We start from the raw sequence: 22,104 nt of genomic DNA, 5'->3' as shown, positions 1-22,104 counted from the left end.
GTTGGAACGTATCCAGAATTGCATTCGTGATACAATATTTTAGGTTATAATAGAAAATAATTTTGTAGACGTAGGAGATAATATGATATATGGAACAGAAAAAAGAGCGTTTTTTAAATTATATTAAGTCTCGATATGCTCTGTGGATTTTAACTCTAATCCTTGTATTCATGATAGAGTTATTAAACCGAGGAAAAGTCCAAGACTTAACGAAATGGGTTTTCAAAGAAGAATCATTCTTCCCTGCTTTTGTACTTACGTATGGGATTGTTTATGGGATCCTTTCTTTGTTTATTGCCCTAATCGGACGGGCACAGATTGCTTATTGGACGATAAGTACGGTTTTAGTTCTTATCGCGTTCATTAGTGGGATCAAATGGAAACTGATTGAAGTACCGTTGATGCCTTGGGACGTTACCATGACAGATGAGGCAATGGATCTTTCAGGGTATCTACATGAGGTCCCAATTAAAATGGTGATTGCTATCCTTGCTTTTGTGGCAGTGGGCATTTTACTTTTCAAGAAGTTACCACATGTTCAAAGGAAGTTTAGCTGGAAAGAGAGAGGTCTCTTTCTCGCACTGTCGATTGTTTTGTTAGGAGTGATCACTACAGATAAACCGATCGCGATTAAGAAGCACTTTGGAATTGAGTATTCGAGAACGATACAAGATCTAAATTATAAGAAAAATGGATTTTTGATTTCTACTATTTTAAATGTCGATCAGGCAATTGTGGAAAAGCCAAAGGGATATAGTGAAGAAAAAATTAAATCATTGGTTGGTAGTAACTCGAAAAGTGGAAAAGTAGATCCGAAAGTAAATCCCAATGTGATCGTAATCTTGAGTGAATCCTTATGGGACATGACTAAGATGAAAGATGTAAAGCTTAGTAAAGATCCACTTAGTTTCTATCACTCCCTACAGAAGAAGTATTCGAGTGGTGAGATGTTAAGTCCAGCTTATGGTGGGTGGACAGCGAATGTGGAGTTTGAGGTGTTAACTGGGAATACAGTACGCTTCCTTCCACAAGGTGCGATTCCTTATAATCAGTATATTAACCATGGAGTTGATTCCTTAGCGAGTATCTTAGGAAGACAAGGGTATAACACGACGGCTATTTCTCCAACCCACAGTCGTTTTTATCAGGCTAACAAAGTATATCAAAACTTTGGTTTCTCTCGCTTTATCAGTGGGGAGTTCTTCGAAGATAAGAAAAAAGGGCCCTATATCGCGGATGAGGAAGTAGCGAAAAAGATTATCGAGACAACTGATAAGAGCTCCGGTTCCGACTTTATCTTCGCTAATACGATGGAAAACCATGGATCGTATATCGACAAGTATAAAGATAAGAAGACAGTCAAAGTAGAAGGTCAGATGTCAGCAGAAACAAAAGATATGCTAGAAAATTACGCTACGGGTGCTGCAGATGCGGACGAGATGCTGAAGCAGTTGGTGGAGCATTATCAGAAGAGCAAGGAGCCAACGATTGTTGTGTTCTTTGGTGACCATCTACCGCCTCTAGGAAGAAACTATTCTGCATACAAAGATGCTAAGTATATTGACAAAGATAGTGGTCCAGACTTCCTTCCGTCTGCAAGTACTGACTATGGAGATCAGACAAAGGGAAGTGTGAAGGAGTTAGACTTCCTTAACAAGATGTACCGTACTCCTTTGATGGTATGGAATAACTATCTGCCAGAGCATCAAGACAAATTAGATATCAGCCCTAATTTTATTGGTCCTTATGTGCTAAATTTAGCGCAGAAAGAAGGAACGTACTACACCAACTATCTCTATAATCTGTCGAAGAAATATCCGATGATCCCGCCGCAAGAATACTATTCGCAGATGAAAATCAAGCCGGAGGATTTGGCAGATTATCAGATGATGCAGTACGATGTGATGTTCGGTGAGCAGTATGGCTATGGTAAACTAAAAGATCAGATTGCGACTAAGAAAATGATCTTCGGTTACGGAGATATGACAATTGAAAATGTTGAGTTGCAACTATCTGGTTCGGAGAAAACGATCCACGTTACTGGGAAAAACTTTTCCGGTGGTAGTGAGATTTATCTAGATGGAAAAGCGATCGAAACCAAATACCAATCAGATGGTAGCTTAATCGGTGTCGTGAAGGATGAAGGAAAAGTAGCAACAGCTAAAATTCAAGTGAAAAACGGACCAAAGGGAATTGATCTTGCGGTTTCCAATGTGTACCAGATGAAAAAATAGAGATAGATAGTTTATCGAGGGAAGGGTGGGCTTTTTATGCCACGTGCTCGCCTTATCTATAATCCAACAGCAGGACGAGAATTGGTGGAGAGAAACCTTGCCAAGATTCTCAATCGGTTGGAAGACGCAGGTTATGAGACATCTTGCTTTGCAACCAAGTGTCGATGGAGTGCAGCGGAAGAGGCAAAACTTGTTGCGGAAAGCGGCTTTGATCTAGTAGTCTCTGCGGGTGGAGATGGAACCCTTCATGAAGTAGTAAACGGATTAGCCAGTCATCCGAATCCGCCTAAACTCGCGATACTACCTGCGGGAACTGTGAACGATCTTGCTAGAGCCCTTGAATTACCACGAGATATCTTGGCGGCAAGCGAAGTAGTAAAGATAGGTAAGACCAAGCGAATTGATGTAGGAAAGTATGGAGAACGTTATTTTATTAACGTTGCAGCTGCGGGAAGGATTGCAGAAGTTACCTATGAGGCGCCAAGTAAGCTGAAAACGGTATTGGGACCGCTTGCTTACTATGCGAAGGCAATTGAGAAATTAGGTACTCTAAGCGAGCCTTTCCCGATCCATATCGAGACACCAGAGGGAGAGTGGGAGATTGAAGTCCTACTCTTCCTAATCGCGAATAGTGTTTCAGTAGGTGGGTTTCAAAAAATCGCACCTTCTGCAACTTTGCATGATGGATTACTTGATGTGATTATTGTGCCAAAGACGAAAATTCCAGATCTCTTACATTTAGCTGCCCTAGCGTATCGTGGACAGCATGTACATGACTCACGGGTCATCTATTTTCAAACACAGAGTCTTAATATCAAAACACCAGAACCGCTCAACTTAAATTTAGATGGAGAGTGGGCTACTGGTGAGTTGGCAGGTCGATTTGAGATCCTACCAGGACACTTAGAAGTATTTGTTCCGTAAATAAAAAGCTCCTCTCTGATTGTCAGTTGAAGGTATCAACTGCTATTAGAAAGGAGCTTTTTGCGTCTTTGTTGGATGAAATTGGAGTTCATAAATCATTTCATTTCCATGGTATAATCATTTGGTCTATATTAAATGTCTATACTACATTATATATATGGGAGATATAATTGAATGAAACAAAAGTTAAATTACTTATTAAACTATATGAAATCTCGATATTCTTTATGGATTTTAACGTTGCTTCTCGTTGTGGTGGTAGAGCTACTCAACCGGGGAAGCTTTCGATCGTTAGCAGGATGGCTATTTGATATTCAGGACTTTCCTTCTGTGTTACTCACTTTTTTGATTGTGTATAGCTTGTTGTCTTTTTTGATTGCTCTGATCGGACGGGCACAGATCGCGTATTGGATTATGGGTGCGGCTTTGGTGGTCGTTGCGTTTATTAGTGGTATTAAATGGAGGACGATTGATACTCCTTTGATGCCGTGGGATGTGTTACTTGCAAGCGAAGCGTTTGATCTTAAAGGATATATACAAGAGGTTTCGCTTTATATGATTCTGGTAATACTCGGCTTTGTGATCGTAAGCATCGTGTTAATCAAGAAACTACCTCATTTCCAAAAGAAGTTTTCTTGGTTTGAGAGGGGCTATTTTCTGGTTTTATCGATCCTATTGCTAAATGTGGCTTATACAGATAAGCCTATTCCGATTAAAAAGATGCTAGGAATCTCTCATTCCTCCGTTTATCCAGCCAATAACTACATTCGAAATGGCTTTTTGGTTTCGACCATGTTAAATATTGATCAGGTGTTTATTGAAGCGCCAAAAGGATATAGCGAGGGAAAAATTAAGACTTTGATGGATCGTACCCCGAAAAACGAGAAAGGTATTTCGAAGGTAAATCCGAATATTATAGTGGTTTTAAGCGAGTCTTTGTGGGATCCGACTAAGATGAAAAATGTAAAGTTTAGTAAGGATCCAATGGCATTTTATCATTCGTTACAAAAGAAATACTCGAATGGAGAGATGCTATCCCCTCAATTTGGTGGATGGACAGCGAATGTGGAGTTTGAGGTGTTGACAGGGAATACAGTTCGTTTCCTTCCATCTGGATCAGTCGCGTATAACCAATATGTAAATAGTGGTGTTGATTCTCTCGCAAGTATTTTAGGACGACAAGGATATAACTCTACTGCGATTTCTCCAACTCATAACTGGTATTATCAGGCGAATAAAGTATATCGCAACTTTGGTTTTACTCGTTATATTAGCGGGGAATTTTTCGAACAGAAGAAGAAGGGTCCTCAAATCGCTGATAGTGAAGTGGCGAAGAAAATTATTGAGACAACGGAGAAAAGCTCTGGGTCTGACTTTATCTTCGCTAATACGATGGAGAATCATGGAGCTTATCAAAATAAATTTAAAGAGAACGAAAAGACGGTTACAGTAGAAGGTCAGATGTCAGCAGAAACAAAGGATTTGCTAGAAAATTACGCTACAGGTACTGCTGGTGCCGATGAGATGCTGAAGATGTTGGTAGAGTATTATGAGAAGAGTAAAGAACCGACGATTGTCGTTTTCTTTGGGGATCATTTACCAGCACTTGGGGCTAATTACAAAGCATATAAAGAAATGAACTATATAAGCGGATCAGATGATCCCGATTTTCTTAACAAGATGTATCGTACTCCGCTCATGGTATGGAATAACTATTTACCCGAGCATCAAGATAAGTTAGATATTAGTTCTGCTTTTGTCGGTCCTTACTTGCTAAACTTAGCCCAAAAAGAAGGGACCTACTATACCGATTACCTCTATAATCTGTCGAAGCGTTTTCCTGTTATCCCACCGGAAGATTCCTATAAGAAGGTAGGAGTGAAAGCGGAGGATCTAACGGATTATCGGATGTTACAATATGATATTCTTTTTGGTAAACGTTATGGATACGGTAAGCTAAAAGATCAAATTGCGAGCAAAAAGTATATTTACGGTTACGGTGAAATGTCAATTGATCATGTCGCTCTGCAGGGATCGGGGAAAGAAAAGTCAATCATGGTGACGGGAAAAACCTTCTCAGGTCCAAGTAAGATTTATCTAAACGGAGAAGAGCTGGAGACTACGTACCAACCAGACGGTAGCTTAGTGGGAGTTGTGTCAGAAGAGCAAGCAAAAGGACTCGGAAAAGCAAAGATTCAAGTGAAAAATGTGGATACCAAAGGAATTGACTTAGCAGTTTCAAATGTTTTTCAGATGAAAGATTAAAAGAACGAAAAAGCTCCTCTCAAGTAGGCAGTTGTCACCATAAACTGCTAACTGAGGGGAGCTTTTCTATTGTCGGGCTTCTTATTAACGAACAGGAATTGCGCCTTCAATAAGATGTCCGTGTACTTCATTGATTTGATATTTAGTGTTATCAAAAGAAAGAACTACAAACTCTGGGCTTGGCATTAGCTTTCTTGTTAAGGGATTCAATTCTGCTTGAACCAATAGAGAAAGATTGCCATCTTTAATGACAGAAGTTTTTACATTGAAATCATATACTCCACCTTGAGTGCCGAGTGATAGATATACATATGTTTTTTTACCATGCTTCACCATAGTTGTACCTTCTACTTTAGTATCTACTTGTGCAGACACTACTTGAGGAATAGAAGAATGGTGCTCTACTTTGTAAGCAGCATTTTCCCATTCACCTACAGATACTTTACTAACTTCAGCTGCTTGAGTAGTAGCTGGAGTAGCAAACCCTGCGCCTACTACCATAGCTCCACATGCGATCATTCCTACTACAAAACGTTTTGCGTTCATGAACAACAACCCCTTATTCAAAGTTTATCAAACAATCAAATTGTAACACATAAAAAAATAATTTTATATCTTTTTAATTGTAATTTTAGTTAAAATTTTATTATAAATGTTTCGTATATGTATAGAATGTTGAATTGTAACCATAATGCACATTTCGATTATATATTTTTAGTTAATAATAAAGGGTTTGTGGATCATTTTGTTTTCTGTAGTAAAGTATTGTTGGTTTTAATGAACTTTATTGCTATTTAGTTTCAAAATAAATTCATTTATATTATTTAAAAATATATGATGTGAAGTGTAAAAATAGGGATGGATCTAACTGAATTAGCAGGTTTGACAAAAAGCACTTAACTAGCTCGTTAGGAGCTTAGTTAAGTGCTTTTAACAATAAAAAACCCTCGAATAATCGAGGGTTTGGATGGTGGAGCATAGCGGGCTCGAACCGCTGACCTTCGCACTGCCAGTGCGACACTCTCCCAGCTGAGCTAATGCCCCATAACAAATACATCATACAATGAAACGAATAGAAAGTAAATAATCATTGGCTCATTTTTACAACACCCCATCGGTAGAGAGTGGAGTGCTGTATCATTGGAAGTCTACTAAGATGCTTTCATTTCTGCTAATGCCCGTCTGTTTTGTTCTTCATCAAACTCCCCTTCACTTTTGGCAACTACGACTGTAGCGATTCCGTTGCCGATTAGGTTGGTAATCGCACGTGCTTCGGACATGAAGCGATCGACGCCTAGTAGTAATCCGAGGCCTTCCAGCGGAATTACGTGCAGGGCTGATAGAGTGGAAGCTAGAACGATAAATCCAGAGCCAGTTACTCCGGCGGCTCCTTTAGAAGTAATCATGAGAATTCCGAAGATCGTAATCACTTGCCAGATACTGAGATCGACACTAAATACCTGAGCGAGAAAGAGTACGGCCATCGATAGGTAGATAGAGGTGCCATCTAGGTTAAAGGAGTAACCAGTCGGGATCACAAGGCCGGTAACGGATTTAGAGCAACCAAATTTCTCCATTTTGTTTAACATTCTAGGAAGTACTGTCTCAGAAGAGGAAGTTCCAAGGACAATCAATATCTCATCTTTGATAAACCGCAAAAATTTGAAGATGCTAAACTTATACAGCTTGCAGACGATAGCCAAAACAACGAAGATGAAAATGGCCATGGTCATGTAAACAGAGAGCATGAGCTTACCTAAGGGCATCAAGGTTTTCAGTCCAAAGTTCCCAATCGTATAAGACATCGCACCAAAGGCACCAATCGGAGCGACACGCATAACCATTTGGACAATACGGAAGAAGACATTGGATAGCTTTTCGGATAAGTCGATGATGGGTTTCTTAAAGTCATCGCTAAAGCTAGCAAGCGCAAACCCGAAGAGGACTGCAAATAGAACGACTTGTAGAATATCACCTTTCGCAAAGGCACCTACTACGTTTTCGGGAACGATGTGAATGAAAAAGTCCACCCAATCCATCTTCTCGCCTGCTTTGGTAAATTCGGATACATCCCCTGATTTGATAGATGCCAAACTCACATTTGCCCCAGGTTGAATGAAGTGTGCAACAAGAAGACCAATCAGGAGAGCGATAGTCGTAATAATCTCAAAATAGAGCAAAGCTTTTCCACCAACTCGTCCGACTTTCTTCATACTCCCCATCTTGGCGATCCCCAAGACGATTGTAAGGAAGATGATAGGAGCAATTAACATTTTTACTAAGTTAATAAAAAGTGTTCCTAGAGGCTTCATCTCTTTTGCGACACTTGGCATTAAGAAACCAAATAAAATTCCTAGAAAAATCGCAATGAGGACCTGAAAGGTTAGGTTAGAAAAAAGTTTCTTCATAAATATGAGCCTCTTTCTCTTTGTTTTGATAAGTATCGGTAAAAATGAAATTTAATAATATACTATCTAAAATTATACGAAAAGTAAACGTTTTCTTAAGAAGGATGGCAATAGTAAGAATGATTCTGCCGAAGGGAGATAACCCCTGATTTCTCAAGGGTTTAGGAGTTGAGTATTCAACTCATTTGATTCATTTTCACGGACCTGCTTCATTAGAAGATGGACCAACTCTTCTACAGGGAGTTCTTGTGCGGATTGATAACCTAGTCCTGCCCATAAAGACATACACTCTGGATCGTTTGCTTGCCCAGCAGCCTTGCGAAGATTTTTCGTTACATGGTGCACATGTGGGTATGCATAGGGAGCTGTGTCATTATATTCGAGCATAAAACGATTTACTAAACCTCGGGCACGCCGACCTGTGAAGGCGTGAGTAATGGCGGTAGAAGTGAAATGCGGATTAGTTAGTGCGGCTTTGTGAACAGGATGTGCTCCGCTTTCGGGACAACGAAGAAAAGCGGTACCTAGTTGAGCCGCGCAAGCTCCGGCTGTGAGGGCTGACACGATATCCTTTCCATGCATGATTCCGCCCGCAGCGATTAGAGGTAGGTCTACGACTTTACTGATTAAGCCTAATAGTACTAGCAGAGGAGCATCTTCTTCTTGTGAATGAAGATGATTGTGTAAAAATGTGCCACGATGCCCACCAGCTTCGATTCCTTGTACACTAAGAGCATCCGCACCGGATTCTTTAGCAATCAACGCTTCTTCTGGTGATGTAACGGTGACGATGATGTAGGATCCATTCTGTTTTAATTTGTTTATCACTTCAAACGAAGGGCAACCAAAAGTGAAGCTTACAACCGGTACTCGAAGTTCCGTGATGACGGTTAGTTTGGCTTCCCATTCATCATCGTCTGCCAAAGGCTCTTCTAGTCGGATTCCAAATCGGTCCGCTTCTTTTTGGATCTTTTCTCGATAATCATTTACTTTCTTTAAATCAACCACGTCATTACTTAGTACAAATAGATTGATTCCAAATGGGGATTGAGTTTGTTGATACATAGTGAGGATTTCTCCTCGCATCTCCTCAGCGGTCTTGTAACCCCCTGCAAGAAAGCCAAGGCCGCCTGCTCGGGAGACTGCTAAAGCAAGCAGAGGAGTAGATGCACCGCCCGCCATAGGGGCTTGGATGATTGGAATAGAAAGCGATTGTAGCATTTGGGTCCCTCCTATCTCCTCTATTATTTCATATTATGTTAATATGAAATAATGTTATCTTTAATTGTTCAGACTCTCACAAAAGGAGGACAAAAGATGAAAAATCTAAAAGATATTCATCCAATCGGTTGGACCATCATCATCGGTACGATGTTTGGTCGGTTCTCAACCTCGATGAGTATCCCTTTCCTAGCCATTTATCTGACGAATGTCCTTCATGCAACTCCTTTTGAAGCGGGGCTGGTGATTGCTGCTAGTGCGGGCATCGGGATTCTAGCTAGCTTCTATGGAGGATTTTTAGCAGATAAAATAGGACGAAAAAAGGTTATGTTGGTATCCGTCTTTGGCGGAGCTTTTGTTTTTTTAGGGTTTGCTTTTAGTCACAGTGTCCTTGCATTTTTCCTAGTCAATGCGCTTAATGGCTTGTGTAGATCCATGTTCGAACCTGCGTCTCGGGCGCTTTTATCCGATATAACGGAGGAAAAGAAGCGACTCCTCATTTTTAATCTACGTTACGCGGCTATTAACATAGGTGTTGTTTTCGGACCCTTAGTAGGTGTTGTACTGGGATCATCGAAAACAACGACTCCGTTTCTTTTTGCTTTTGTAGTGTATGGCCTCTATGGCTTGGTGTTAGTCTATCAATCTAAAGCCTACGCGAAACTCTTCCAAAAGCAAGCTTCTTCAGAGTGGATTAGCTTACGGGGAGCTTTTCATGTGACCAGAACGGATACCGTGTTCTTATTCACCATTCTGGGTATTCTCTTTTGTGCATTTGGTTACGGGAGCCTTACTGCGACTTTTCCACAGTACTTCGCGACACTTCCTGGCTTTGAAGATGGAGTAAAGATATCCTATTTAATGTCTCTTAATGCGATTTCTGTGCTGGTATTTCAGTATCCAGTGGTACGGATTGCGCAAAAATTTTCACCCTATACGATTTTAATAGTGGGAAATCTACTAATCTGTATCAGTAATTTGAGCATGGCATTTACGACCCACTTCTTTGCGCTTGGGGTGGTGATCATCCTATTTACCATTGGGGAAATTCTCGTTTTTACGTTGACGGATGCGTTAGTCGATTCCATTGCCAAACCTGAGTTAAAAGGTACTTATTTTGGAGCTATGGGATTTTCACAGCTCGGAAATGTGTTATCCCCTATTGTAGGTGGGTGGTTGTTAGGTTACTTCGGGGCAAAGCAACCTTTGATCGTCTTTGTAGTGCTTGTTCTGGTTACATTAATTGGAATTCCGCTTCTTCTACGGGCAAAATACTCGCTTGCAAGTAAGGAAAAGCATACTATCTCAAAGGTGGCATAGTCGATATTATATAGAAATAGTAAATAAGCAAAGGAAATCTCATCAGAGGTTGTCTTTTTTATTTGAATCAAAAAGGGGTTTTCCAACATAAATTGGATTAATGAATATGCGCTTGAACGGGAGTGGAGAATATGGCATTGGCTTATTCCACTTATCTGGGTGGAAGTGATCAAGACCAAGGTTTAGGGATTTTTGTAGATAAAAGGGCCATGCGTATGTGACAGGATTTACGGTATCTGCTAACTTCCCCGTTACAGTAGGGGCTTTTCAAACGAATCTTGCAGGATTTCAAAATGCCTTTGTTCATAGGGGATGCGACTACTCCTTCTGATCCAGATATAGAAAAAGCGACTGTGTCCATTCAAGTGCTTCCTTCTCGGAAATAAAAGGATATTTAACGAAAAAGTGTTCTCTCTTACTAAAAAAGGGGTACACTTTTTTATATGATATAATTTTTATATAACATAAAAACTCGGAAGGAGTTCCATGCTCGTGAATCTATTACTCATTATGTTATCGCTCGCCGCATTTGCCCTGACTATCTGGGCACAGTTTCGAGTGAAAGGAAGCTTTAAAACATGGTCTAGTTATCAAGCTAGTTCGGGTGCAACGGGTGCAGAGGTGGCCCGTCATATTCTAGATCGTAATGGATTGCGTGATGTTCCTGTTGAGCCTGTTCCGGGTTCGTTATCAGATCACTATGATCCAATCAGTCGTGCGGTTCGATTATCAGAGCCTGTCTACTATGGTCACTCAGTTGCCTCTGTTTCTGTAGCGGCACATGAATGTGGACACGCCTTGCAACACAAGGAGTCATATGGAGCGCTGGTTCTGCGTCATCGCATGTTTCCGGTTGTAAACTTTACATCGGGGGTCGCTCCGTTCCTTCTATTAGCTGGTTTTATATTCAAGGCGATGGGTCTCATGTTAGTTGGGATCATCTTTTTCTCGGTTGCTGTTGCTTTTCAATTGGTTACATTACCAGTTGAGTTTAATGCGAGTAGTCGTGCTAAGCAGATATTGGTAAGTGATGGATTTATTCGCAGTCATGAAGAAGAGCATGGTGTGAACAAAGTATTAAATGCCGCCGCTCTTACGTATGTAGCAGCAGCGCTCTATTCTGTGATGGAGTTACTCCGTTTTGTATTCATGTTCCTCGGTTCTTCTTCGGATGATGATTAATAGCGGGAAGGCTGGCTTTTTGGGATTTGGTTGGTGTCAAAACCATTTGGTTGCACATAACGATCCCATTGCCAGACTCCGGCTTTCTTTTTTTGCGCTTCTTTTTGAATACTCCGAAATTCATATTCGTATCGGATGTTTGGCTCGTATACATAAGCAACTCGGGCTAGGCCGTTTCGGAGCAATGCTTCCTGTAGGCACTTTCCGTCAACGTAGATATAAGCAAGTAATCTTCCGTATTTATCCCGTTTTGACTGATCGTATTCTAGTTCAATCTGTTTGGCTTTTTTTATCTGAAGATGGGTGAAGTGTTTGGCTTCTTCTGCTAGAGGTTGCTTTGCTAGGTTTGGATGATTGGTTTCGGGGGTGTCTATGAGTAGGAGCCGAATGGTCTCTGTTTTTCCTTTTACTTGGGCTTGGATTGTATCCCCGTCGATGGTTGAAACGGAGTGGATGGGGATTTTTTCGGATGGTTCATTTTGTAGGGGTGTATTGTTGGTAGTGTTACAGCTGGTGAGGATGAGGGGGGAAAGGATAGATAGGATCGTGGTATGGATCGTTTTTTGAGACATGTTGGGTAGAACCTCCTAAATAGAATTGGGCAGTGATGGATGGTCGGTGTTGGAAGCAGTCCCGAGGCATGTATCTGACCACAGCTCAATAGTGAGCCTGCGAAGATGTGGGGAGTGTCCGCTACGTTATTCTCCGCTTCGGGCAAGTGGCAAAACTCGCAAAGAACGCTCAAACATTGCCACAAAACGCCCTAGCTTCGAATAACTTCGCTAAGTAAGCTCACTAACATCGCTGTGTTCAGATCCATTGCCTCTATTCTGCTTTCATTTTCCTTTCTCCTTCTCCCTGCTCAGACTCTTGCTAAGGAGAGAAAGTCAAAAGAGGAGGTTGCAGTGATTCAGATGGTGAAACATCATGAATCTGAGATTCATAAGAGTATGAAAGAGTTAGGCTGGATTCGATGAAACATCAAGAGTTAACTTTAACCGGTGATGTAAGAGATGCAAAAAGACAAGAAAAGTTTTTACCTTTCAAGATGGTTCACGTGCCAAGATCGTACTAGGTGAAGCGAAACCGCAAGGATGTGGCTCTGGTTACTGTACGTAACAAGGGAAGTAGCAGGATTTAGCTCATTTCCGACGAATGCTGAGTATATGGCAACATACACTTATGTCAATCAAGGCTATGACATGATTGAAAGTGTGTATAATACGCTCTTTCGAGCTGGAGCAGGCTCTGTAACAGATAAACAAAATGCAGTAGTATCCCAAAGGGTAGAGAATTCCAGTAAATGGGCAAGGGCGTACTGTTCATGGACGTGGGTTTCGTATGGGGGTGCCTTCTCTTATGATCACGTGCTACGATTTTTCGTTGGGAAGGATACCTATTCAGTTAGTTTGGTCTACTAGCATATAGTGACGAGGTGACATGGTTGAATGAAATGAGTTTAGCTTTCTCTGTAATCTTATCATATCTTCAATTATCTCTTATGTTACTATAAACTTGGAGATCTCGTCTGCTTAATTGGCGGGATCTTTTTTACAATAGAATCGGATTAGTTTATTTCTAAAATATATAAATTTAATTAAATAGATTTCATATTTTATTTATAATGTGCAATTTTGCGAAGTGCAAAAATTAGATTCTTAACCTTAATATTAAATAGTATTCTAAATAAAACATCCATTCTAAAGATGTACATATTCAGGAGGAATGAAAAGGTGAAGTTAAAGAAAATTGTTGGGGGATTTTTAGCATTTGCTACAGTGTGCTCCATTAGTTTAGCGCAAGCGCCAATGGCATCTGCTCAAAATGATTCTCCGAAAACGAAAGTAATTGATTTTGCAAGTGAACGTAACTACGATCCGATCAATAAGGTATACGTGGGAGCTGTGTACAAGCCTAATAAGGATGGAGTTTTGGAGAAGGTAGACTTCAAAGAGTACATGGAAGATGTTAAAAAGTCGAAAGAGCAACAGAAAAATTTGCCTCAATCAGGATCATCTGCTCCATCGGCTTCAAATAAGAGTGTAGAAGAGGGAACACCTCCTTATTCAGAATTTGAAAAAACAGGGGAATATACGTTTTCAAAAGGTCTACAAAAGGTTAGTAATACAATCGACTGCCGCAATGTAGTATCTTGTTCGATTGCTCAAAACTGGTCTATTAGTCAATCTTACACAGTTAATATTGGTCTCTCTAGAGAAATGTTTCAAAAGGTAACAGCAAGTGTTGGTTTTTCATGGCAATATTCAGCTTCGGCTTCTTCCATCTATACATTTAACCTCGCATCAGGTACCAGAGGATATATTGCCTTTAACCCTAGATTTGGACAAGTATTAGGATGGGCGAAAACGTGGAAAACGATTGATGGAGATCCTGTAGGGGAACCAACGACACATTGGGTAGATGCTAGATACCCGAAAAAAGTGAATGGACAACTTGATGGATATGTAACATTTGTTCATGAATAAAAAGGATTTACTCTGCTCCCTGTGTGTTAAGGGAGCTTTTTTTTACGGACAAAAAGCTTACTCTGTATCGGTGACAAAGTATGCTTCTTTTTGCATGCAAACTATTTTTTCTATCTAGATTTCGTTCATTTCTTAAAACAAAAATATGCAACTTTGCGAAGTTTATTTTTTTATTAAATAAATTTAAAATAATGTTGTTGGATGTTATTAACTAAATAATTCTTACGAAATGATGACGAGGAGGAAAAATCATGCGTAAATTAATTGCAGGTGCTTTAGTTGCTATGTCCCTATTTTCTTTAACTATCACTGTCACAAGTCACAACTATGATGATAATGAGTGTGCGTTTATGAAATATACAAGACAACCTTGTATACATTAGTCTATGATATTATGAAAGCAAATCAATGAAGGGCCTCGATGGGTATCGGGGCTTTTTTCTATTATGAAAAATCTTACTTTACATATAAAAATAAAAATTTAGTTGTTTTTGTTCATAAAAAACATTGAAAATTTACAATAAAATTCATACAATGTACATGCTAGTCATTTTCAACATAGAGAGGAAGAGATGAATGAAGAGAGCGTTATTATGGATGCTGGCTTTAGTCGTCACGCTAACGAGTACCCTATTTGGGTCAAGTGCTGAGGCGAAACTGGAGCATAAGCCGTTTAATCCAAATGATTTTTCTACATATGGTACAGGTTTGAAAGATGGTCCTAGACCGGAAGGTTTAGAGGAGTATACTCCTGCGAAGAGATTTGTAACGAAGGATGAATTGAAGAAGCAGGGGAAGAATAAACAACAGATTAATCCAGATCAGATTCTTCCGCAAAAGGTAGATCTTCGTCCCTATTTTGCACCAATTCGCAGTCAATCTAAATTTGGCACTTGTGTGGTTTTTGCGACGACTGGCTTGCGTGAATACTATATTGGAAGACATACAGAGGCAAAAGGAAAAGATGTTACGCACTTGTCTCCTTCCTATATCTACTATCCGAGTGGTCCGGATGAAGGATTATCTTTCTATACGGCATTTGAAATATTGAGACGAGAGGGAGTTCCTCCAGAAACCGAGCGCCCGTATGATCCAGATCGTAGTAACACGGATCAGTTTAAAGCTCCGAAAACGGTTCTACAACGGGAAAATGCAGCTCCGTATAAGATTGATTCGTTCCGCTTTATCAGAGATAACAGCAGTATGGTTGATAACGTGAAACGAGCAGTAGCAAACGGAGACCCAGTTATGTTTGGGATTCCGGTATATCCAAACTTTGATGCGACTCCATCTACAGGGATTATCCCAGCCGTAGAAGAGAAGAAGTCTCGTGGTGGACATGCCCTTGTAGTGGTTGGTTATGATGATGAGAATGAGTGGTTCATCATCCGAAACAGTTGGGGAGAGAAGTTTGGAGATAAGGGTTATGCTTATATGGGATATGATATTTTCAAAGAGATGAACGATGATTTTGGATATGTAGCCAATATCCGAAACAACGATTATCCGCCACAAGGCGTGAAGTTATCGGTGTCCGCTTCAACGAGTACGACGATGATGTTGGACGTGTCCGCAATCAATGCAACGAGCTTTGATTTATACCGTGATGGTAAGTTTGTAAAGAGCTTTACTGGAGCTACGGTAAAGGATGAAGGGCTTAAAGCTGACGCTACATATAAATACCATGTAGTGGCGAAAAATGGTCGCGGTGGTACGCGCAGTGTGACAGTTGAGAAAGTAGCTGTAGGTGTGGAACTAGAGAAAGCAAGTTAAGTGATGAAGAGGTTTCCTGTTATAAGGAAATCTCTTTTTCTTATATACTGAAAATAATATTGAAAATATACATAAAAATTAGTATAATAACAATGTTTAAACCATTTTTAGTTTTGAAAGGGAGAGATGGATGAAAAAATCATTGTTATGGGTTTTGGCTTCGGTATTTACATTAACGAGTACCTTAATTGGGACAAGCAGTGCTGGGGCTGAGCCAGCGCAAAAGCCGTTTAACCCAAATGATTTTTCTACGTATGGTACGGGCTTGAAAGATGCTCCGCTACCAAAGGATATGCAAGCATATACGCCTCCAAAGAGATTTTCGCCACAAGCTCTTCCAACCAAAATTGATTTACGTCAATATTTTGCACCTATTCGTAGTCAATCTAAATTTGGCACTTGTGTAGCTTTTGCGACGACTGGCTTACGTGAATACTATATCGGACGATATACAGCTGCAAGAGGTAGCGATGTTACGCACTTGTCGCCTTCTTATATTTATTATCCAAATGGGCCAGAAGATGGGATGTCGTTTTACAGCGCTTTTGACACGTTGATCAAAGAGGGCACGCCCCCAGAAACAGAGCGTCTATATGATCCAAACCGTGAAAATAAGGACCAGTTTAAAGCCCCGATTACGGCATTACAACGGAAAAATGCGGCTCCTTACAAGATTAGCACGTTCCGTTATATCTACAAAAATAGCAACATGGTTGCCAACATTAAGCAATCTGTGGCCAATGGGGACCCTGTCATGATCGGGATTCCAGTGTACCCAAACTTTGATGCGACTCCATCTACAGGGATTATCCCAGCCGTCGGGGAGAAAAAATCTCGTGGTGGACATGCTTTAGTAGTAGCTGGTTATGATGATGAGAATGAGTGGTTTATCGTGCGGAATAGCTGGGGCGATAAATTTGGAGATAAAGGTTATGCATATATGAAGTATGATATCTTCATGGAAATGACCAACTCATATGCATATGTAGCAACAGTGAACAATAATCAATACCCACCACAAGGTGTGAAATTCTCTGTTGCTTCTAAAACAGATACCACCGTTACTCTAACTGCATCTGGACTGCAAGCAGTTAGTTATGACTTATACCGTAATGGTAGGTATACGAAGAGCTTCACAGGTGGTAGTGTAACAGATGTCGGTCTTGAGCCTGGTGCTTCGTATGAGTATTATGTAATGGCTAGAAATTATCGAGGCGATACTCGTAGTTTCAGCGTAACAGAGCAGACTGTACAAAACATACAACCAGTTAAAGTAAAGCTAGATAAAGCTAGTTAATGAGAAAAGGGATTTCCTATTACAGGAAGTCCCTTTTTGTGCATACTTGAAGTAAGTGGAACTATACTCATACATAATATCATCTTCTACATAAAACACCGTCACAAATCGTTCACATATTTACCTGTCACAAAAAGACCCTTTCCGGTGTCTACCTTACAAGACAAGCGGGGAGGAGGTTTTAAATGGAAGAGTTGATATCGATGCAAGATGAACCTGAAAAGGATGACTTCGAGTCTTTATTTAAAAACCACTATCCGATGGTTGTGCGACAAATTATGCGGATCGTTCCATCTGAATCAATTGCGGAAGACATCGCTCAAGATGTTTTCGTCCGCTTTTACCGGATGGATCGGTCAAGCATTGAGCACATACCAGCTTGGCTGATTAAAATGGCGATTCATTCGTCTTATAACTATGTGAGATCTGAGAAGCGGCATTTGGCACGGATTGAAAAACAGTCCCTCCACGTGACAGGAACCATCCCTTCTACAGAAAGCAGATGGCTTGAGAAGGATGAAATTGCTACAGTGAGAAATATCCTTGCCCAGATGGATGAGCGCGAACGGAACTTATTACTTATGAAGTACTCGGGATTTAATTATGACGAACTGGCAGAAGCCGTGAACATAAAAAAGGGATCAGTTGGGACTCTTCTATCTAGAGCCAAAGAGAGATTTCGAAAAAAATACAAGCAGATAAGGGGGGATGACTGATGGTATGTAAAGATGAGATGCTCATGCAGGCTTATTTAGATGGAGAGCTAACTCGTGACGAACGCAAGCAGATTGCTTTGCATATCGAAAAGTGCCCCGAATGCCTCGCGCGGATGAATGAGATGAAGGATTTAGAGGATTGGGCCCGAATCCATATCACAGATAGCTTTCCTCGTGTGGATGAAGCTTTATCTATAGATGTTGATCGAGCTTGGGTTGGCGTCAGTGAGCAGATTGAGATAGAAGAGAAACAGATGAGACAACCAATTCAAATACAAGAAAAAAGTGTGAAAGGGAGATGGACGAACATGAAAAGAAATACAAAACGTTGGATTTCGGGTGTAGCGGCAGCAGCTGTTGTGATTGGAGGGTTTAGTATCCCGCAAGTACAAGCAGCAGCGAGTGATCTACTATCCGTTTTCCGGGTGAACAAAGTGGAAATGGTTAAATTGACTGAGAAAGATCTTCAAGATATGGAGTCTTTCCTTCAGAATAAAGAGCTAGGTAATCTCGATTTAAAAGGAATGGGTAAGATTTGGACGGAAGGTGAGCAAAAGAAAGATCGCGATCGCCAGTACGATACGTATGAGCAGGCAGTGAAAAAAGGTGAGTCCCTGCCAAAGAAACCAGAAGGGTATGAGGTAGAACACATCAACGTAACCGACCCTATGAAGGTTAACTTTCAGTTGAACACAGAGAAGGTAAACAAAGTGCTAAAGCAATTGGGTGCTAAGGTGGACTTGGAAAGCAAACTGAATGGGAAAACGTTTAGTGTAGAAGTTCCTAAAACAACTGAGATGACTCTAAAGGCAAAGAACCACGATTTCCGCTATATGGTAGCAAGTACGCCACAACTTACAGTAGATAAAGATGTGGATGTGGCGAAACTCAGAGATTCCATCCTATCTTTACCGTTTATCCCAACCGATCTGAAAAAGCAATTGATGGCGATTCAGGATTGGCAAAATACACTCCCGATTCCAGTAGTAGAGGGAATGGGGAAAACGACTGAAGTACAGGTTAACGGAACGAAAGGCTTAATGATGAAGGAAGAACGTGGAGCTGCCGTGCTACTCTGGCAGAAGGATGGAAAGATCCATACTCTATCGGTATATCAAAATGGATCGGACCAGTTGATCGAACTAGCTAAAAAATTGGATAAGTAAGCGAATCTAAAGCAGAGTGACCTCGAAAATGAGGTGGCTCTGCTTCCATTTATATGGATAAGTAGAGGAGGAGAATGTAGTGGGGGATTATGTGATTGAGACGAACCAATTAACCAAGTTATATGTGGGGAATAAGGGATGTCAGGATATTACGATTCAAGTACCAAAAGGGAATGTATACGGATTTTTAGGGCCTAATGGAGCGGGAAAAAGTACATTTGTCCGCACACTATTGGGATTGATTAAATCTACCAGCGGGACAGGTACGATTTTAGGTCATCCGATTTCCTCACTTGAGTCAAGGAAGAAAGTAGGATATTTACCCGAATTATTTCGCTATCCAGATTGGATGACAGGGAGACAGTTGCTACAGTTTCACTCGGAAATGTGTCAATTGAATAGTAAACAGCAAAAAGTGCGGATTGAGGAGTTGCTGGACTTAGTCGGTTTACATAATCGAGGGGATGAACGAATTAGTGGTTACTCCAAAGGGATGCAACAGCGAATCGGGATTGCTTGTGCTTTGGTTTCCGATCCGGAAGTGATTTTTCTAGATGAGCCTACTTCGGCCCTCGATCCAATTGGGAGAAAGGAAGTTCGCGAGTTAATTCGTGACTTGCAGATGAAAGGGAAGACGATCTTTTTAAATAGTCATCTGCTGAGTGAAGTGGAAACAATTTGTAACCATGTTGCGATTATTAATAAGGGTCGCTTAATTGTGCAAGGGGACTGGCGCGAGCTTTCTTCGATTGAGACACAAGTGGAGATTACCTTGTCAGGGATTGAAAATCTCTCCTTTGGCTCTATGTCTGAGATGGTGCTGGATAGCGAGAAGATTCGTACCGAAAAGAGCAAGGAAAGTTGGCGGCTAACCTTGAAAGAAGAAGAGAGCATTCCTGAATTAATTTCTGCCCTAACGGCTCAGCAAGGGAAGCTATACCAATTGGTCAGACAAACACAAAATTTAGAGGATATCTTTATGTACTGGATCAATCGTCAGGAGGAAGCGGAACATGTGGCCAATCGCTAGGTTAACGATTAAAGAAATCATCTATAAACGTGTTTTTCTTGTTATTTTCCTGATGTCGCTAGCACTACTTATCTTTTATGGAATCGGAACCTATTATGCGCAAGGTCAAGTGGCTAATATGAATAGAGGTCCTATGGGCGCTTTGGCACAAGGGTTTATGTCTACACAATTTTACGGAATGGGACTATACTTTGCCGCTTTCATTACCTCTTTGTTGGCAATCTTCAGTAGTGTAGGAAGTATATCCAAAGAAATTGAGAGCCGGCAAATTGATCCCATGATGGCAAGGCCTATTTCAAGAGCTTCATTTGTGATGGGGCGATTCGTTGGATTAAGTATCCTAATGGTTTCCTATTCAGCCTTCTTATTCTTAGGGATTACGGCAGTTAACCAATTTCTCGGGAATCAATTAAAAGTAGTCGTGTCGATGTCTCAAATTCTTCAAGCAGGTAGTTTGTTTGTACTGCAATCTATCATTATTGTAGCGGTTGCACTCTTTTTTAGTACCCGTTGGTCTACGTTAAATAGTGGTATTGTTTTGATTATGTTATATGTAACGAGTATGTTAGGTGGATTTATCGAACAACTTGGTGGAATTACCGAGATTAAGCAGATGCTTAATTTTGGAATTGTGACGAGCTTGCTTTTCCCGGTTGATACGATATTCCGCACGATGACAATCAGTTTGTTTGAGTCAGCGGACGATCCTATCTCGATGGCAACGCAAGGGATATTTGGAAGTGCGTCAGCCCCTAGTACGGGGATGTTGATCTATATTGGCTTATATGGCGTAGTAGCCCTTTTATTCGCGATTCGTTCTTTCCAAAAAAGAGATCTCTAAGTATCTTCAGCCTGTGAATCTAGAAGGGTTCACGGGCTTTTTTCAATTCTAATAAAAGTTAATGCATAACATTTACTGAAAATTAAAAATGAATTGGTATAATAGAGATAGGAGGGGTATTATGAGCAGAGTTATGCGTGTATTTTTACAGATATGTGTGATGGTTGTTTGGTGCTTGACGCCTCTGTTTTCGGTTATGTCGGTACCGGTATCTGCTGCAAATGGTTCATATCCCAATGATGTAAAGATCCTTGTTCACAATGTGTATATGTTACCTCAGTCTCTTTATCCCAATTGGGGACAAGTAAAGCGGGCTGACTTAATCTCGGAAGCAGCCTACATAAAGAGCAATGATCTGATTATTTTCAATGAGCTGTATGATAACGAAGCTTCTACAAGGCTACTCGGAAAGATTAAAAACCAATACCCTTACCAAACGCCTGTACTCGGACGAGGGGAAGATGGTTGGGATTCGACGCAGGGAAGCTACTCTCGTTTTACGCCTGAAGACGGGGGTGTATCGATCGTAAGTAAGTATCCTATCTTAGAAAAAATCCAACATGTATACAGTAAAGGATGCGGCACCGATTGGTATGCGAATAAGGGCTTTGCTTATGTGCAGATGAAAAAGGATAACCGGATTTACCACGTTATCGGAACCCATATGCAGTCGGATGATGAGGGTTGTTCAGCTGGAGAAGCAGCGTCTATTCGTAAGACGCAGATGAGTGAAATGAGACAGTTTATTGAGAAGAAGAAAATACCCGCTGAAGAGGTATTATTTATAGGTGGGGACCTAAATGTGATTAAAGGATCTTCCGAATACCCTTCGATGATAAACGATTTACATGTAACGGAACCTACTGCATATACAGGTTTTTCATCCACGTGGGATCCAACGACAAATGGGATTACGAAATATAACTATCCCAATTTGGCTCCTCAGCACCTCGATTATATCTTGGTAGAAAAAAATCATGCTAAGCCACAGAATTGGTATGTGGAGTCCTTATATGCCAAATCGCCCGAATGGAGCGTAACATCTTGGTTTAAAAAATACAGTTACACGGATTACTCCGATCATTATCCAGTGACAGGGTTTTCAAAGCCGTGATTGTTTGAGTTATAGGACAAGACTGCTCATTTTGAACTGCACCCCAATTGTTGGACACGAAATTAAAACCCAACAGTTGGAGGTGCTTTTTCTATGGCTAAATATTCATTAGAAACAAAATTGAAAG

At 40.7% G+C, this 22,104-nt stretch carries 19 protein-coding genes and 1 tRNA gene; 15 read left to right on the top strand and 5 right to left on the bottom strand.

The window, feature by feature from the left end; translation table 11 throughout:
- Positions 1–89: 89 nt before the first annotated feature.
- The 3 genes from EDD57_RS05200 to EDD57_RS05190 all read left to right on the top strand — a co-directional run bounded on the left by EDD57_RS05200 (position 90) and on the right by EDD57_RS05190 (position 5,423).
- Positions 90–2,234, top strand: coding sequence for an LTA synthase family protein (locus EDD57_RS05200; protein ID WP_131848426.1), 2,145 nt, complete (start codon positions 90–92; stop codon positions 2,232–2,234).
- A 36-nt stretch (positions 2,235–2,270) separates the two neighbouring features.
- Entirely contained in the window at positions 2,271–3,158 is an 888-nt protein-coding gene (locus EDD57_RS05195) for a YegS/Rv2252/BmrU family lipid kinase (RefSeq protein WP_131848425.1), read from the top strand.
- A gap of 174 nt (positions 3,159–3,332) precedes the next feature.
- Positions 3,333–5,423: an LTA synthase family protein gene (locus EDD57_RS05190; protein ID WP_131848424.1), complete on the top strand. Its 2,091-nt coding sequence runs from the start codon at positions 3,333–3,335 to the stop codon at positions 5,421–5,423.
- Between the two features lie 84 nt (positions 5,424–5,507).
- Here EDD57_RS05190 and EDD57_RS05185 read toward each other — a convergent pair whose 3' ends face one another.
- From EDD57_RS05185 to EDD57_RS05170, 4 genes are all read right to left on the bottom strand, one after another.
- Positions 5,508–5,969 (bottom strand): hypothetical protein, encoded by a 462-nt coding sequence (locus tag EDD57_RS05185; RefSeq protein ID WP_131848423.1) that lies wholly within the window; start codon positions 5,967–5,969, stop codon positions 5,508–5,510.
- A gap of 422 nt (positions 5,970–6,391) precedes the next feature.
- Positions 6,392–6,467: transfer RNA gene (locus tag EDD57_RS05180), tRNA-Ala, on the bottom strand.
- A gap of 107 nt (positions 6,468–6,574) precedes the next feature.
- Positions 6,575–7,831, bottom strand: coding sequence for a dicarboxylate/amino acid:cation symporter (locus EDD57_RS05175; protein ID WP_131848422.1), 1,257 nt, complete (start codon positions 7,829–7,831; stop codon positions 6,575–6,577).
- 153 nt (positions 7,832–7,984) lie between these two features.
- On the bottom strand, positions 7,985–9,052 hold the full coding sequence (locus EDD57_RS05170) for a nitronate monooxygenase (protein WP_131848421.1): 1,068 nt from the start codon (positions 9,050–9,052) through the stop codon (positions 7,985–7,987).
- 96 nt (positions 9,053–9,148) lie between these two features.
- Here EDD57_RS05170 and EDD57_RS05165 point away from each other — a divergent pair, with 96 nt between their 5' ends.
- On the top strand, positions 9,149–10,372 hold the full coding sequence (locus tag EDD57_RS05165; RefSeq protein ID WP_131848420.1) for an MDR family MFS transporter: 1,224 nt from the start codon (positions 9,149–9,151) through the stop codon (positions 10,370–10,372).
- A 486-nt stretch (positions 10,373–10,858) separates the two neighbouring features.
- Entirely contained in the window at positions 10,859–11,554 is a 696-nt protein-coding gene (locus EDD57_RS05160) for a zinc metallopeptidase (protein WP_131848419.1), read from the top strand.
- Here the strand turns inward: EDD57_RS05160 and EDD57_RS05155 are convergent.
- Positions 11,551–12,126: a thermonuclease family protein gene (locus tag EDD57_RS05155; RefSeq protein WP_131848418.1), complete on the bottom strand. Its 576-nt coding sequence runs from the start codon at positions 12,124–12,126 to the stop codon at positions 11,551–11,553. The genes EDD57_RS05160 and EDD57_RS05155 overlap by 4 nt on opposite strands.
- Positions 12,127–12,648: 522 nt before the next feature.
- On the opposite strand from EDD57_RS05155, the gene EDD57_RS05150 reads away from it, so the two are divergent.
- The 10 genes from EDD57_RS05150 to sph all read left to right on the top strand — a co-directional run bounded on the left by EDD57_RS05150 (position 12,649) and on the right by sph (position 21,977).
- Positions 12,649–12,975 (top strand): hypothetical protein, encoded by a 327-nt coding sequence (locus EDD57_RS05150; RefSeq protein WP_131848417.1) that lies wholly within the window; start codon positions 12,649–12,651, stop codon positions 12,973–12,975.
- Positions 12,976–13,287: 312 nt separating this feature from the next.
- Positions 13,288–14,040 carry a DUF6060 domain-containing protein gene (locus EDD57_RS05145; RefSeq protein ID WP_131848416.1) on the top strand — a complete coding sequence of 251 codons (753 nt, stop codon included), beginning with the start codon at positions 13,288–13,290 and terminating at the stop codon, positions 14,038–14,040.
- Positions 14,041–14,291: 251 nt separating this feature from the next.
- Positions 14,292–14,423 (top strand): hypothetical protein, encoded by a 132-nt coding sequence (locus EDD57_RS14935; RefSeq protein ID WP_279388938.1) that lies wholly within the window; start codon positions 14,292–14,294, stop codon positions 14,421–14,423.
- Positions 14,424–14,616: 193 nt separating this feature from the next.
- Positions 14,617–15,813, top strand: a complete 1,197-nt coding sequence (locus EDD57_RS05140) for a C1 family peptidase (RefSeq protein WP_131848415.1) — start codon at positions 14,617–14,619, stop codon at positions 15,811–15,813.
- 130 nt (positions 15,814–15,943) lie between these two features.
- A complete protein-coding gene (locus EDD57_RS05135; protein ID WP_131848414.1) occupies positions 15,944–17,110 on the top strand; it encodes a C1 family peptidase in 1,167 nt (388 codons plus the stop codon).
- Between the two features lie 185 nt (positions 17,111–17,295).
- Positions 17,296–17,826 (top strand): RNA polymerase sigma factor SigX, encoded by a 531-nt coding sequence (locus EDD57_RS05130; protein WP_131848413.1) that lies wholly within the window; start codon positions 17,296–17,298, stop codon positions 17,824–17,826.
- A complete protein-coding gene (locus EDD57_RS05125; protein ID WP_131848412.1) occupies positions 17,826–18,992 on the top strand; it encodes an anti-sigma factor family protein in 1,167 nt (388 codons plus the stop codon). The genes EDD57_RS05130 and EDD57_RS05125 overlap by 1 nt, the downstream gene beginning before the upstream one ends.
- A 79-nt stretch (positions 18,993–19,071) precedes the next feature.
- Positions 19,072–20,022, top strand: a complete 951-nt coding sequence (locus EDD57_RS05120; RefSeq protein WP_131848411.1) for an ABC transporter ATP-binding protein — start codon at positions 19,072–19,074, stop codon at positions 20,020–20,022.
- On the top strand, positions 20,006–20,863 hold the full coding sequence (locus EDD57_RS05115) for an ABC transporter permease subunit (RefSeq protein ID WP_131848410.1): 858 nt from the start codon (positions 20,006–20,008) through the stop codon (positions 20,861–20,863). The genes EDD57_RS05120 and EDD57_RS05115 overlap by 17 nt, the downstream gene beginning before the upstream one ends.
- A 121-nt stretch (positions 20,864–20,984) precedes the next feature.
- Positions 20,985–21,977, top strand: coding sequence for a sphingomyelin phosphodiesterase (gene sph / locus EDD57_RS05110; RefSeq protein WP_243649444.1), 993 nt, complete (start codon positions 20,985–20,987; stop codon positions 21,975–21,977).
- Positions 21,978–22,104: the final 127 nt, after the last annotated feature.

This window comes from Baia soyae (assembly GCF_004341445.1).
Lineage (GTDB): Bacteria > Bacillota > Bacilli > Thermoactinomycetales > Thermoactinomycetaceae > Baia > Baia soyae.
This window is presented reverse-complemented; position numbering and strand designations above follow the sequence as displayed.